Genomic DNA, 12,752 nt, shown 5'->3' on the forward strand with positions numbered 1-12,752 from the left:
ACCCGTTCCCATGCCGAACACGGAAGTTAAGCTCTTCAGCGCCGATGATAATGAAGGGGCGACCCTTTGTGAAAGTAGGACGTTGCCAGGCTGGACAATCATAACGATTCATGTTATATTTCTATAGTATGAATGTGAACAGCTCACTATTTATTTACATATTCCACAGTAGCTCAGTGGTAGAGCTATCGGCTGTTAACCGATCGGTCGCAGGTTCGAATCCTGCCTGTGGAGCCATATGGAGAGCTGTCCGAGTTGGCCGAAGGAGCACGATTGGAAATCGTGTAGGCGGCGTTAAACCGTCTCGAGGGTTCGAATCCCTCGCTCTCCGCCAGATAACCAATACATAATTTTTATTTCAAGAAGGCCCGTTGGTCAAGTGGTTAAGACACCGCCCTTTCACGGCGGTAACAGGGGTTCGAATCCCCTACGGGTCACCATAATATATGGAGGATTAGCTCAGCTGGGAGAGCACCTGCCTTACAAGCAGGGGGTCGGCAGTTCGAACCTGTCATCCTCCACCATTAAAACATCGCGGGGTGGAGCAGTCTGGTAGCTCGTCGGGCTCATAACCCGGAGGCCGAAGGTTCAAATCCTTCCCCCGCAACCAATACTTATCTTCTTTAAAGAAAGAAAACACGTACTATGGTACGTAAGCTGACTGAACGAAAGAAGTTGACGAAGAGATTCGCAACGATTCTAATTCTTTGACCAGGTTGTAAAGAAAAAGCAAGAAGGTCGAGGAAACGAAAGAGAGAAGGAAGGAGCGTACGATGGTACGTGACCTGACTGAACGAAAGAAGTTGACGAAGAGATTCGCAGCTTATTCTTTACAAGAAGGGCCTGTGGTGTAGCGGTTAACATGCCTGCCTGTCACGCAGGAGATCGCGGGTTCGATTCCCGTCAGGCCCGCCATTTTTCAGCAAGAGAGTTCATTGAATAGTTATGATCAACAATTATATGGCTCGATAGCTCAGTCGGTAGAGCAACGAGCATCGCAACACCGAATAAGCAGCGAGTTGTCTGCGACGCACATTTCCTCGAAGTATAAGCAGGAAGAGGAGCAGACAGAGGAACTCGTAACGGAAAGCAATAGAAGCACTGTTATTTATGTAAATACTTTGAAATGGCTCGATAGCTCAGTCGGTAGAGCAGAGGACTGAAAATCCTCGTGTCGGCGGTTCGATTCCGTCTCGAGCCACCATTATCAATATGCCGGTCTAGCTCAATTGGTAGAGCAACTGACTTGTAATCAGTAGGTTGGGGGTTCAAGTCCTCTGGCCGGCACCACTTAATTTGTGGAGGGGTAGCGAAGTTGGCCAAACGCGGCAGACTGTAAATCTGCTCCCTCTGGGTTCGGCGGTTCGAGTCCGTCCCCCTCCACCATTAAACACAGGGGTATAGTTCAACGGTAGAACAGCGGTCTCCAAAACCGCCAATGTGGGTTCGATTCCTACTACCCCTGCCATAATGCAAATGGCGGTTGTGGCGAAGTGGTTAACGCACCGGATTGTGGCTCCGGCATTCATGGGTTCGATTCCCATCAATCGCCCCATGACAAATGTTGGGCTATAGCCAAGCGGTAAGGCAACGGACTTTGACTCCGTGATGCGCTGGTTCGAATCCAGCTAGCCCAGCCACACGCGGAAGTAGTTCAGTGGTAGAACACCACCTTGCCAAGGTGGGGGTCGCGGGTTCGAATCCCGTCTTCCGCTCCATTCACACTATGTGCATTCGACTTCATCATGCACATGGCGGCATAGCCAAGTGGTAAGGCACGGGTCTGCAAAACCCTTATCCCCCGGTTCGAATCCGGGTGCCGCCTCCAAAACTGAAGCTGCCGGGGTGGTGGAATTGGCAGACACACAGGACTTAAAATCCTGCGGTTGGTCTACAACCGTGCCGGTTCAAGTCCGGCCCTCGGCACCATTTTATTTTTACCGTTATGATATGGCGGTGTGGCGGAATTGGCAGACGCGCACGACTCAAAATCGTGTTCCTTTTGGAGTGCCGGTTCGACCCCGGCCACCGCTACCATAACATGAGTATATGAAAAAGAGAGACATTCCTCCTATGGAGAAATGTCTTTTTGTGTATCTTCTACATCTTGAAGGGAAGTTGCCTTCTCTCCTTGTGCCCCACTTATCACAGAAAGTGAACCATCCGTTTCTAATACGACAGCTTCCACGCTCTCTATGTTATTTTGTCCTGCTGTACGTATCGCTTGTCTGATCTCCTCTTCCCTTACCCGTTGTTTCTTCATGTTTCTATGAAGGTAGGTCCCCCGATAGAATATTAAGGAAGGATTCCCTTTGATAATCTTACTGAACATAGGAGAACGAACCGATAAAAAACTAACCACATATTGAAGAAATATGAGTGACACTAATGCGGCGATACCATCTAAAAAGGATACTTCTTTGGATAGTAAAATAGTGGCCACCGTAGAACCTATTGCAATGGTGATCACAAAATCGAACATATTCATTTTTGAGAGTGTCCGTTTCCCTGAGACTCTTAGCAAAAGTATTAGCAAAGGATATACAATAGCCGCCATCACGAGAATACGGAAGATGTCTTCTATTTTATCGTAAAACAAGTGTGCTCCCTCCCTGATTTGCTACTACCCTCCTTACCAAGGTTGGAAACACATTAGACGAGAGTATATGTGATGTATCATATTTTCAAATCGGGTGTGCTGCTATTTAAGTAATATATGGAGGCCTCTCCACTGTGAATTTGGAAAAACATGTTGGAGGCGGCTCGTAATAATTGTAACGCTTCTTCTTTTTTTATGGATGGTCGCAAATAAAAAATTTGTAATGCATTTTTTGTGTGGTGTGTTGTCTTTGTTCGTTGAGAATCAACAATAGGACTTCCAAATGCCCCCTGTTTGTCTTTGGAAACAAATTTTCCTTTCATCTTATTCCATCTTCCGTTTATCCCTTGAAATGTATCTTCTTCTGTCCCTATTGATAATTTGATATAATCACGTAAGGAATCCCAGTCATACAAGCCAATGGGGATTTCGTATTGTAATGAAAAAAAGTTGTTCAAATCAACGGCTGAATGAATAAATGGGATCGGCTGTCCTTTGCTTATACGGCGAAACAACGCCTCGTGGGAAGGACGATTTTTCGTTGCGTCTATTCCCGCTTGTTTAAATGTTTGCTTCCATTCCAACACTCCCGGGTAATCAACAATGGATTGCTCGAGAAGATCTGTCTTTATTTTCTCCTGGAAGAAGTCTAATCTGCCTTTAAGCATTTGAGGTGATTCATCAATAACAATATTTTTGTAAACAATGAGGCCTACATGGAAATGAGGGACTGCTGTCGTCAGTTGCTCGGAAAGAGATATGATCATGATAAACACCACTCCTTTCCTTGGAGTGTATCATAATTTTAGAAAGGAGGGCGATCATGACAAACGTGGAGTTAAAAGAAAAAATAATAGAATATAGCAAGGAGATTGGTATTGATAAAATTGGATTTGCCTCCGCTGATCCTTTTTTGACTTTAAAGGATCGTTTACTGGAACAGCAGCGTTTACAATACCAATCTGGATTTGAAGAGAAGGATATAGATAAAAGGGTAACACCTAAAAAACTCCTTCCCGAAGCAAAAACTATCATTGCCATTGCCTTAGCGTATCCTTCAAAAATGAAAAATGAACCCAAAAATAAGAAAGGGGAACGCCGAGGACGTTTTTGCCGAGCATCGTGGGGAGAGGATTACCACCGTGTACTTCAGAATCGTTTAGAGAAGCTGGAAGATTATATTATGAGTCTTGTTCCTGAAGCTGCCTGCAAATCTATGGTGGACACTGGAGAGTTATCTGACCGCGCGGTTGCAGAAAGGGCCGGGATCGGTTGGAGTGGTAAAAACTGTGCTATCATTACTCCTGAATTTGGTTCATATGTGTATTTAGGTGAAATGATTACTACTCTTTCGTTACCTCCCGATACTCCAATCACGGATCAGTGTGGTACGTGCAACAAGTGTGTTGAAGCCTGCCCAACTGATGCTCTCGTTCAAGGGGGACAGTTAAATTCTAATAAATGTATCGCTTATCTTACACAAACCAAGGACTTCCTCCCGAAACAATATAGGAAACAAATAGGAAATCGTTTGTATGGTTGTGATACTTGTCAGCAAGTGTGCCCTGAAAATAAAGGGCGGGATATTCATTCGAATGAAGAATTTGAACCAGATCCCGACATCGTCAAACCTTTATTAATTCCTATCCTACAATTGAGTAATCGTGAGTTTAGAGAGAATTACGGCCCTTTAGCAGGCTCATGGCGAGGCAAAAAGCCCATTCAGCGAAATGCTATTATCGCTCTAGGAAATTACAAAGAGGAGTCGGCTATAGAGGTCTTAGAGGACCTATTACTCCATGACCCGAGACCAATAATACGAGGATCGGCTGCTTGGGCACTTGGACAAATAAACACAGAGCGGTCTGCTCTTAGCTTATATAGAGCGAAAGAGACGGAGAAGGACTCTGACATTGTTAAGGAAATAAACGAGGCACTTGACTATATAACGAGTGAGGTACGTTATGCAAAATGATCATCAATTTTTCTATCAATCCCAATATAAGTCTCCTCTCGGTCTCCTTACGGTGATGGCGACGGACGAAGGGGTGTGTATGGTTGCTTATGGTGGAGTGGAAGAGACAAAGAGAGAGGTTGAAGCATGGACGAAAAAGCATTCAACATATCCCTGTATTGTCCCGGACCAAACGGAAGTATTAAAACAAACGTTGGTGCAACTTGATGAATATTTTTCTGGAGGAAGAAAAGGTTTTAACCTTCCTTTGCATTTATTCGGTACGAGCTTTCAAAAGAGCGTATGGCATGCACTACAAGGAATTCCTTATGGAGAGACCTGTACCTACAAAGAAATTGCTGCGAAAACTGGTTCTCCAAATGCAGTAAGAGCAGTCGGTGGTGCCAATAATAAAAATCCCGTATCTATCATTATTCCTTGTCATCGTGTAATTGGGAGTAGCGGTAAGATGATCGGTTATGGAGGAGGGCTAGATAAAAAAGAATATCTGCTGCAACTTGAGAAAAGCGGGCTGACAGTAAATTAAATAAAGATCTAAACGCTTACTCATTGGATCTTCCTTTGAAACCTCTACACTCTCCAAAATTTTTCGTATGAATGAAGAAATGATGAATAGAGTAGAGAGAAGAGGAGGCTGTCTAAGGAGTGGGATAAGGATGAGAAAGTGGCAGAATGCTCTAGAGACTCATGTGAAGGAATGGATAAACTTTCAAATGCAGGAGGAGAGGAGACGACCTTCCCGTCTCACCCCCCAAGAAATTTCCGCGTTACAACGGGCAAGAGAATTATACAGTCTTCGAAAAGCGAAACTGCTGAAATTAAAAACGCAGGTTCACCCCTATAGAGTCCAAACCATAGGAAAACAAGAAAAGATCTCGTATCAGTTTGCTTTTACAAAGGTAATAAAAATAAAAGACCACTACCATTTAGAGGAACAGATTCAGAATAGAGAATGTACGACACATGATGGCAGGCTTGTTATTGATCAAATCATTGAGGAGCTGCAGCAAAGAGAGCCCACCGTACAAGTTGAGACGAGTCAGCGTCGCTCTCCCTATGATCGTAGGAAAGCAGTGCAGTATGCAGAGAGATGGTGGAATGATTACAACCCATCCTACCGGCGCTTTACTAACAATTGTACTAATTTCGTATCTCAATGCTTACAGGCTGGCGGTGCTCCTATGACTGGAATGCCTAACCGAGAAAAAGGATGGTGGTATCAGGGAGACAGTTGGAGTTACAGCTGGGCGGTTGCTCATTCGTTTCGTTGGTTCCTAAGCAGTGCAAATCACGCATTTTCAGCGGCAGAAGTCGAGAGGGCGACAGATTTAAGAGAGGGAGATGTCATATGCTATGACTTTAATGGGAACGGGCGCTGGCAGCACTCTACCATCGTTACAAGTTTTGATGGCAATAAAGAGCCTTTAGTAAATGCTCAAACATCGAACAGTAGATCCAGGTATTGGAAGTATGAAGACTCTACGGCATGGACGCCGAATATAAGATACAAGTTTTTTCGAATCGATTAAATAAGTAAATGTCAGAGCCGTTATATGTTATAATACGTTAGTTAACGTATAGTCTAGGACGAGGTGCAATGCATGAGTAATCACATCGTATTATATCAACCAGAAATACCAGCAAATACAGGAAATATCGCGAGAACATGTGCTGGAACAGGGACACACCTTCATTTAATTAGACCTTTAGGATTTTCGACAGAGGACAAGATGTTAAAGAGAGCCGGGTGTGATTATTGGCCACATGTGCTGATCCATTATTATGACTCGATCGATGAGCTGTTTCAGCGATATCCAACAGGGGAATTTTATTTTATTGAAACTATAGGAGAACAGACCTATGCTGACCTATCTTACACCGATACCGATCAGGACTATTTTTTCGTGTTTGGTAAAGAAACGACAGGGCTCCCAGACGATCTGACAGGAGAGCATAAGGATCGATGTTTAAAAATTCCTCAAAACGATTCAGTACGCTCATTAAACCTTTCAAACACTGCTGCTATTGTAATTTTTGAAGTGCTGCGTCAACAGAAGTTTCCTGGATTAAAATAAATGGAGGCTTCCCCGAATTACGGCGGAAGCCTCCATTTTCATTAATATTTATGAGGCTTGTCTTCAAAGCAGGCAGTGAGAATAGAAGTGAGGAATGCAACACACACACCTAGAATTAAGATAAGTTTCATATGTAAAGAAGCCTCCTTTTCATTACTAGCATTATATTACATTTTATTATATGACAATGATCTCATTATACCTTATATTGTGCAGGATGTGAATATTTCTTGCATGCTTAAGGTGACAGTTTGTGGAAAAGATTGTTATAATTCAAATGTTATCCACGAATTCAGTGAGGAGGAAAAAGATGTACGTAGTTATGAATGAGTTACAAGTGCCTCCACAGGCAAAAGAGAAGATGCAAGAGCGTTTTGGAAAAGGTGCAGATAACATGAGCAAGGTTCCTGGATGTTTGGATTTTATGTTCTTAGATGAAGCGTCGGAGAATGGGAAGCAGGTTGTCTTTACGAAATGGGAAACAAAAAAGCATTATGAAGATTGGCTGGAGAGTGAAGCTTTTCAAAAAGCTCATAGCGAGGAAGGCGCTCAGAAAAAAAGCCCGGCTTCCGGTAATGAATTAAGAGCATTCGAAGTTATTCACCATCTATAACCAGTCATAGCGGCGGAGGTTTTCTCCGCCTATTCTAAACGTGTACTAACATGGAGAGCCATCATGAAAAATACTTACTTAACTAGCCATTTTCCTTTGATAGCCATTTTGTTTTTCAGCTTGTCATTTGCTCTCTACGCAGAGAATGTTATCACGACCTGGCTTCGTGATATTGGTTTGTATATGGGGATGCGTGAGTTTTTCTCTGACGTAGGGATCAAACTGACTCTCTTGTTTTTATTAGTCTTACTTTTTTTTATGGTGTTTTCTGCATTAAAATTAATCGCGGATACGATAAATGAACTTTCGTTATTATTTTTCTCTAAAGATGAAGAAGGAAGCAGTCTGCAAAAAATTAGAGGAGGATCATGGTTTTATTTATTGGCCAGTATCCTGTCTATATTTTTTATGAGAATGCCTCTAGGGATTATTATTACTTTTCTTTTGGGAACGTTCGTTTATTTTATCTACTTTGTCTATAAAGCAAGTGATTCTATGTCAACTGGCGGTTTAATAGGAATGATTTTTTTCCATATAAGTTTCTGGAGTGCTTTTATCTTCACCATTTCCTATGCAGCCATCCGTCTTTATAATAGCCTTATTAATAGTCTTCCCCTATAGCAGAAGAAACAAAAATAGCCTGGTGTAATTTGCTTACAACAGGCTATTTTTCGTGAATGTTAGGGGGAGGAGAGATTAGTTACTATCTCTTTCCATAACGTCATGTGAGGGGATCGCACAGACCGGATGGGAGATGGATTATCATGTCCAATCCATACTCCCGTCGTGTAACGATTATTATATCCTACGAACCAATAATCTTTACTTAGATTCGTTGTCCCCGTTTTCCCGCCGATATGCTGTCCTGGTATATTAGCTCTTTTCCCCGTACCTTCAGTGACAACTTTTCTCATCATGTAACGAAGCTTATCATTTGACTCCTTATCCCAGATTTTTTGGGTATCTTGTTTCCATTCATAAAGCACGTTCCCGTCTTTGTCTGTTACTTTCTTTATGGCTCGAGACGGAGAATACGTACCGTCGTTTGAAAGGACAGTATAGGCTTTTGTTAATTCAAGAGGTGTGATTCCGTAAGTAAAACCCCCGAGAGCTGCAGGGTAGTTATAATCCGATCGTACTATTTTTGTGAAGCCAAACTTTTCAATATAAGAGAAAGCTTTTTCAATGCCTGTTTCATGCAGCAAGCGAACGGCTGCTGTGTTATATGATTGAGTCAATGCTTGTGTGAGGGGCACGCTGCCATAGAAACCATTGCCGGCATTTGATGGACAGTACCCATTATAGCAAATATGATTCGTGCTCACTCTGCTCGTCATAGGCTTCCCTGTACTATCGAGATAAGGACCATATACGAGCAGAGGTTTAATAGCAGAGCCAGGTTGCCGATATGCTTGAAATGCCCGCTGAAATTCATATTTCTTATACTGAGCACCTCCGCTCATTGCAACGATACGGTTGGTAGCGTGATCAATAACAACGGATGCCCCTTGTACCCCCCAATTCGTTAGCAATCGATCGGCCACCGACGTCACATGTTGCTGGATAGAGGGATCTAAATAGGTTTCAATATGTATGCCAGATTCTAGCACTTCTGTTACGCGGTTATTTAGTTCCGTTTGTATCTTGTTTCTTGTCTCTTCATCCGTATTTTTCATGTTGGAATAGAAACCTTCTTTTTTACCAATCAATTGTTTTAATTCATGTTCAATATAAAAGGCGTAGTCCGGATAAAGCTCTTTTCTATGGTGATATTGAACATCGATTTGTTCTTGAAGAGCTAATGCTTTTTCTTCTTCCGTTATTACTTTGGTATCTGTCATTTTTTCCAAAATCCATTCCATGCGCAGCAGTGTATTCTCTTTTTTATGTAATGGATCGTAGTGTGATGGGTTCGCAGGAATTGCGGCCAAGAAGGCTATCTCAGCTGAAGATAACTCGGAGCTTGTTTTATTAAAATAGACTTGGCTGGCTGTTTCAAACCCATATACTCCGTGATTAAAATAAATACTATTTACATATAGCTCTAATATTTCTTCTTTGGAATAGTCTTTCTCCAATTGATAAGCATATAAAGCTTCGTTCAATTTTCTATTGTATGTCTGCTCATGGGAAAGAAACAAATTACGAACGACCTGCTGAGTAATAGTGCTGGCTCCTTCCGTGATCCCTCCAGCTTTGGCATTGTTTATAAGAGCCCTCGCCACTGCTGAAACATAGACACCCTCATGTTCATAAAAGTATTGATCTTCCGTTGATAAAAAAGCTTGTATGACCTTTTCCGGTATTTCTTCATACGTAATATACCTGCGATTTTCATCATGTCTTAACTCGGTGAACAGTTTATTGTTTTTATCATAGAGAAAACTATTTTTCTTCATATTTGTTGTCTCTAAGTCAATTTCTTTCTCTAACACTTCTTCTACGGATTGCATATCTTGTGCTTCTGTCATGGTATTCGCAAAAACAATGACAAAAGAGGCAAGAAACACAAAAATGAGCGTGTATCCTGTTGCTATTTTCATTGTCTCCACACCTTCATTCCCCATAATTAACCTCTCTTTTTAATATCGGCAGAAGCGAATGGTTATGTTCCTTTTATTTTTGCATAGACATGAAATAACAACCATGAAATTTAGAAGCAGCGAGACTGCTTTTTCAACTTATTCTTCTTTCGGAAGAAAAGGAGGCTTTTCATTGGATATCATTAACAAGATACGTGAATCACGAGAGGAAGAGGAGCAGCTGAAATGGCGTGGGACCTTCAGAGAGTATTTAGAGTTGTTGAAAGAACATCCACATATTGCACAAACAGCTCATTCACGTGTGTATAACATGATAAAAGATGCGGGTGTCTTAGAAAGAGATAGCAAAAAAATGTACAAGTTTTTTGGTGATGAAATTTATGGCCTGGAAGATTCGCTGGAGAAGCTGGTGGAAGAGTATTTTCATTCAGCGGCACGGCGGCTGGACGTGCGAAAAAGGATTTTATTATTAATGGGACCGGTAAGCGGTGGTAAATCTACGATTGTAACACTGTTAAAGAGGGGATTAGAGAGGTACTCCCGAACGGATAGAGGAGCCGTATATGCAATTGAAGGGTGTCCCATGCACGAAGATCCATTACATCTTATTCCGCCTCATTTACGTGAGGATTTTTACAGGGATTACGGAATAAGAGTGGAAGGGCACTTATCTCCATTAAATGTCATGAGACTGGAAACAGAATATGGCGGTCGTATTGAAGATGTAATGGTCGAAAGAATCTTTTTCTCGGAAGACCGCCGTGTGGGAATTGGTACATTCAGTCCATCCGATCCAAAATCTCAAGATATCGCTGATTTAACTGGAAGTATAGACTTTTCTACTATTGCTGAATATGGCTCGGAATCCGATCCAAGAGCGTATCGGTTTGATGGGGAGTTAAACAAGGCCAATCGAGGAATGATGGAGTTTCAGGAAATGCTAAAGTGTGATGAAAAATTCCTGTGGCATTTATTGTCCTTGACTCAAGAAGGAAACTTTAAAGCAGGTCGGTTTGCCTTAATTTCTGCTGATGAACTTATAGTAGCTCACACGAATGAGGCAGAATATAAATCATTTATATCTAATAAGAAAAATGAAGCGTTACACTCAAGAATTATTGTAATGAACATCCCTTATAATTTAAGGGTGTCGGAGGAAGAACGAATTTATGACAAAATGATCCGGGAAAGTGACATGTCCCACGTTCACATTGCTCCCCATGCTTTAAGAACGGCAGCTATTTTCTCAGTATTGACGCGATTAAAAGAGCCGAAAAAGCAAAATGTAGATCTGTTAAAGAAAATGAAGCTGTATGATGGAGAGGAATTAGAAGGTTTTAAAGAACAAGACGTGGATGAATTGAAAAAAGAATATGCTGATGAAGGAATGGATGGCATTGATCCACGTTATGTCATCAATCGGATTTCATCAGCCATTATTCGGAAAGATGTCGCATCAATTAACGCGCTTGATGTGCTCCGTTCATTGAAGGATGGATTAGACCAGCACCCTTCCATATCAAATGAAGATAAAGACAGGTATCTAGATTTCATAGCGATTGCCAGGAAAGAGTACGATGAAGCAGCTAAGAAAGAGGTTCAAAAAGCGTTCGTGTACTCTTATGAAGAATCCGCAAAAACGTTGATGGATAACTATCTCGATAATGTCGAGTCATATTGCAACAAAACAAAAATGAGAGACCCTTTAACGGGAGAGGAAATGAACCCAGATGAGAAGCTTATGCGCTCTATTGAAGAACAAATTGGGATTTCAGAAAACGCTAAGCGTGCGTTTAGAGAAGAAATATTAATTCGAATTTCGGCTTACGCCCGTAAAGGGAAAAAATTTGATTATAATTCTCATGAACGTTTAAGGGAAGCCATTCAAAAGAAATTATTTGCAGATTTGAAAGATGTAGTAAAAATTACTACTTCTACCAAAACACCAGACGAATCACAATTGAAGAAAATCAATGAAGTGATTGCTCGTCTCATCGATGAGCACGGGTATAACTCAGTCTCCGCTAATGAATTACTCCGTTATGTAGGAAGTCTGTTGAATAGATAGAAAGAACCGTGAAAGGAATGCCGGTACCTCTCTAGAGGGCCGGCATTTATTTATGAGAACGCTAAATCAACAAATAAGATAGTTGCTGTTTCAGATTTTAAAAAGAGTCGGATGTCGCTAACATGAGCACTTGTTGTGTTAAAACCTATCTCTGGCTCTTGTTTTATCTCCCAATTGCTCAATTAGAAAAACAATGATACATTATAAAAGATACGAATGGGGGAAATAAAATGAATCATATAGCTCGTGAAATTTGGGATTGGATCAAAACATTCGTGGTAGTTATCGTTATTGTGTTAATCGTTCGGACTTTTTTCTTTGCTAACTATATGGTCCATGGAGAGTCTATGATGCCAACGATTGAGAACGGGGAACGATTAATTATTAACAAAATAGGTTATGAATTTTCTGAGCCGGAACGTTTTGATTTAATCGTTTTTCATGCTAATGAGGAAAGTGATTATATTAAAAGAGTGATCGGGCTGCCAGGCGATCACATAGAGTATAGAGACGATGTCCTTTATATTAATGGGGAGGCATATGAAGAAGAATACTTATCACCTTATAGAGAACAGAATGAGAGAGGACTTTTTACAAATGACTTTACTTTAGAGAAAGTAACTGGCTATTCAGAAGTACCTGAGGGGAAAGTGTTTGTATTAGGTGATAACAGGCAAAATAGTATGGATAGTAGACAAATTGGTTTAGTGGAGATGGAGGAAATAGTCGGAAAGGCTAACATTCGCTATTGGCCCGTCAATGAATTTACCATTATTCAATAACAACAATCATGAGATAATAAGAGGGGCTGTATCAAAAGGTCATAAAAAATGACCTTTTGACAGCCCTTTTTTCAATTCTGTAAGCTTCGTTGTTAAA

At 41.4% G+C, this 12,752-nt stretch carries 12 protein-coding genes, 16 tRNA genes and 1 rRNA gene; 26 read left to right on the forward strand and 3 right to left on the reverse strand.

Features of this window, described 5'->3' with window-relative positions; genetic code table 11:
* From rrf to BM095_RS16185, 18 genes are all read left to right on the forward strand, one after another.
* Positions 1 to 91 (forward strand): 5S ribosomal RNA (gene rrf / locus BM095_RS16100); the annotation flags it as partial.
* A gap of 71 nt (positions 92 to 162) precedes the next feature.
* Positions 163 to 237: transfer RNA gene (locus BM095_RS16105), tRNA-Asn, on the forward strand.
* A gap of 3 nt (positions 238 to 240) precedes the next feature.
* Positions 241 to 334 (forward strand) — tRNA-Ser (locus BM095_RS16110).
* Positions 335 to 365: 31 nt separating this feature from the next.
* Positions 366 to 440, forward strand: a tRNA-Glu gene (locus tag BM095_RS16115).
* 8 nt (positions 441 to 448) lie between these two features.
* A tRNA-Val gene (locus tag BM095_RS16120) sits at positions 449 to 524 on the forward strand.
* A 9-nt stretch (positions 525 to 533) separates the two neighbouring features.
* Positions 534 to 610 (forward strand) — tRNA-Met (locus BM095_RS16125).
* A gap of 229 nt (positions 611 to 839) precedes the next feature.
* A tRNA-Asp gene (locus tag BM095_RS16130) sits at positions 840 to 915 on the forward strand.
* A gap of 20 nt (positions 916 to 935) precedes the next feature.
* Positions 936 to 1,163 (forward strand): hypothetical protein, encoded by a 228-nt coding sequence (locus BM095_RS16135; protein ID WP_091664289.1) that lies wholly within the window; start codon positions 936 to 938, stop codon positions 1,161 to 1,163.
* Positions 1,129 to 1,204: transfer RNA gene (locus tag BM095_RS16140), tRNA-Phe, on the forward strand. The genes BM095_RS16135 and BM095_RS16140 overlap by 35 nt, the downstream gene beginning before the upstream one ends.
* A gap of 10 nt (positions 1,205 to 1,214) precedes the next feature.
* Positions 1,215 to 1,290: transfer RNA gene (locus BM095_RS16145), tRNA-Thr, on the forward strand.
* A 10-nt stretch (positions 1,291 to 1,300) separates the two neighbouring features.
* Positions 1,301 to 1,386: transfer RNA gene (locus BM095_RS16150), tRNA-Tyr, on the forward strand.
* Between the two features lie 8 nt (positions 1,387 to 1,394).
* Positions 1,395 to 1,468: transfer RNA gene (locus BM095_RS16155), tRNA-Trp, on the forward strand.
* An 11-nt stretch (positions 1,469 to 1,479) separates the two neighbouring features.
* Positions 1,480 to 1,555, forward strand: a tRNA-His gene (locus tag BM095_RS16160).
* Between the two features lie 10 nt (positions 1,556 to 1,565).
* Positions 1,566 to 1,640, forward strand: a tRNA-Gln gene (locus BM095_RS16165).
* A gap of 3 nt (positions 1,641 to 1,643) precedes the next feature.
* Positions 1,644 to 1,718 (forward strand) — tRNA-Gly (locus tag BM095_RS16170).
* 35 nt (positions 1,719 to 1,753) lie between these two features.
* Positions 1,754 to 1,828: transfer RNA gene (locus tag BM095_RS16175), tRNA-Cys, on the forward strand.
* Positions 1,829 to 1,839: 11 nt separating this feature from the next.
* Positions 1,840 to 1,929: transfer RNA gene (locus BM095_RS16180), tRNA-Leu, on the forward strand.
* Positions 1,930 to 1,952: 23 nt separating this feature from the next.
* Positions 1,953 to 2,037: transfer RNA gene (locus BM095_RS16185), tRNA-Leu, on the forward strand.
* 34 nt (positions 2,038 to 2,071) lie between these two features.
* Here BM095_RS16185 and BM095_RS16190 read toward each other — a convergent pair.
* Together BM095_RS16190 and BM095_RS16195 are read right to left on the reverse strand one after the other, a co-directional pair.
* Positions 2,072 to 2,599 carry a DUF421 domain-containing protein gene (locus BM095_RS16190; RefSeq protein WP_245757941.1) on the reverse strand — a complete coding sequence of 176 codons (528 nt, stop codon included), beginning with the start codon at positions 2,597 to 2,599 and terminating at the stop codon, positions 2,072 to 2,074.
* A gap of 77 nt (positions 2,600 to 2,676) precedes the next feature.
* Positions 2,677 to 3,366, reverse strand: a complete 690-nt coding sequence (locus tag BM095_RS16195; RefSeq protein WP_091664291.1) for a B3/B4 domain-containing protein — start codon at positions 3,364 to 3,366, stop codon at positions 2,677 to 2,679.
* A gap of 56 nt (positions 3,367 to 3,422) precedes the next feature.
* Between BM095_RS16195 and queG the strand changes: the two genes are divergently transcribed.
* From queG to BM095_RS16225, 6 genes are all read left to right on the forward strand, one after another.
* Positions 3,423 to 4,574, forward strand: coding sequence for a tRNA epoxyqueuosine(34) reductase QueG (queG, locus tag BM095_RS16200; RefSeq protein WP_091664294.1), 1,152 nt, complete (start codon positions 3,423 to 3,425; stop codon positions 4,572 to 4,574).
* Positions 4,564 to 5,100, forward strand: coding sequence for a methylated-DNA--[protein]-cysteine S-methyltransferase (locus tag BM095_RS16205; RefSeq protein ID WP_091664298.1), 537 nt, complete (start codon positions 4,564 to 4,566; stop codon positions 5,098 to 5,100). The genes queG and BM095_RS16205 overlap by 11 nt, the downstream gene beginning before the upstream one ends.
* A 130-nt stretch (positions 5,101 to 5,230) precedes the next feature.
* Positions 5,231 to 6,103 carry an amidase domain-containing protein gene (locus tag BM095_RS16210; RefSeq protein WP_091664301.1) on the forward strand — a complete coding sequence of 291 codons (873 nt, stop codon included), beginning with the start codon at positions 5,231 to 5,233 and terminating at the stop codon, positions 6,101 to 6,103.
* 72 nt (positions 6,104 to 6,175) lie between these two features.
* Positions 6,176 to 6,649, forward strand: coding sequence for a tRNA (uridine(34)/cytosine(34)/5-carboxymethylaminomethyluridine(34)-2'-O)-methyltransferase TrmL (gene trmL / locus BM095_RS16215; protein ID WP_091664303.1), 474 nt, complete (start codon positions 6,176 to 6,178; stop codon positions 6,647 to 6,649).
* 310 nt (positions 6,650 to 6,959) lie between these two features.
* A complete protein-coding gene (locus BM095_RS16220; RefSeq protein WP_091664306.1) occupies positions 6,960 to 7,262 on the forward strand; it encodes an antibiotic biosynthesis monooxygenase family protein in 303 nt (100 codons plus the stop codon).
* A gap of 63 nt (positions 7,263 to 7,325) precedes the next feature.
* Positions 7,326 to 7,883 (forward strand): DUF5366 family protein, encoded by a 558-nt coding sequence (locus tag BM095_RS16225; RefSeq protein ID WP_091664309.1) that lies wholly within the window; start codon positions 7,326 to 7,328, stop codon positions 7,881 to 7,883.
* Positions 7,884 to 7,942: 59 nt separating this feature from the next.
* Here the strand turns inward: BM095_RS16225 and BM095_RS16230 are convergent, their stop codons facing one another.
* Complete coding sequence (locus BM095_RS16230) at positions 7,943 to 9,829, reverse strand: transglycosylase domain-containing protein (RefSeq protein ID WP_245757942.1); 1,887 nt, start codon at positions 9,827 to 9,829, stop codon at positions 7,943 to 7,945.
* 148 nt (positions 9,830 to 9,977) lie between these two features.
* On the opposite strand from BM095_RS16230, the gene BM095_RS16235 reads away from it, so the two are divergent.
* Positions 9,978 to 11,873 (forward strand): PrkA family serine protein kinase, encoded by a 1,896-nt coding sequence (locus tag BM095_RS16235; protein WP_091664312.1) that lies wholly within the window; start codon positions 9,978 to 9,980, stop codon positions 11,871 to 11,873.
* A gap of 230 nt (positions 11,874 to 12,103) precedes the next feature.
* Complete coding sequence (lepB, locus tag BM095_RS16240) at positions 12,104 to 12,655, forward strand: signal peptidase I (RefSeq protein ID WP_091664315.1); 552 nt, start codon at positions 12,104 to 12,106, stop codon at positions 12,653 to 12,655.
* Positions 12,656 to 12,752 lie beyond the last annotated feature (97 nt).

The organism is Alteribacillus iranensis, from assembly GCF_900113025.1.
Taxonomy (GTDB): domain Bacteria; phylum Bacillota; class Bacilli; order Bacillales; family Marinococcaceae; genus Alteribacillus_A; species Alteribacillus_A iranensis.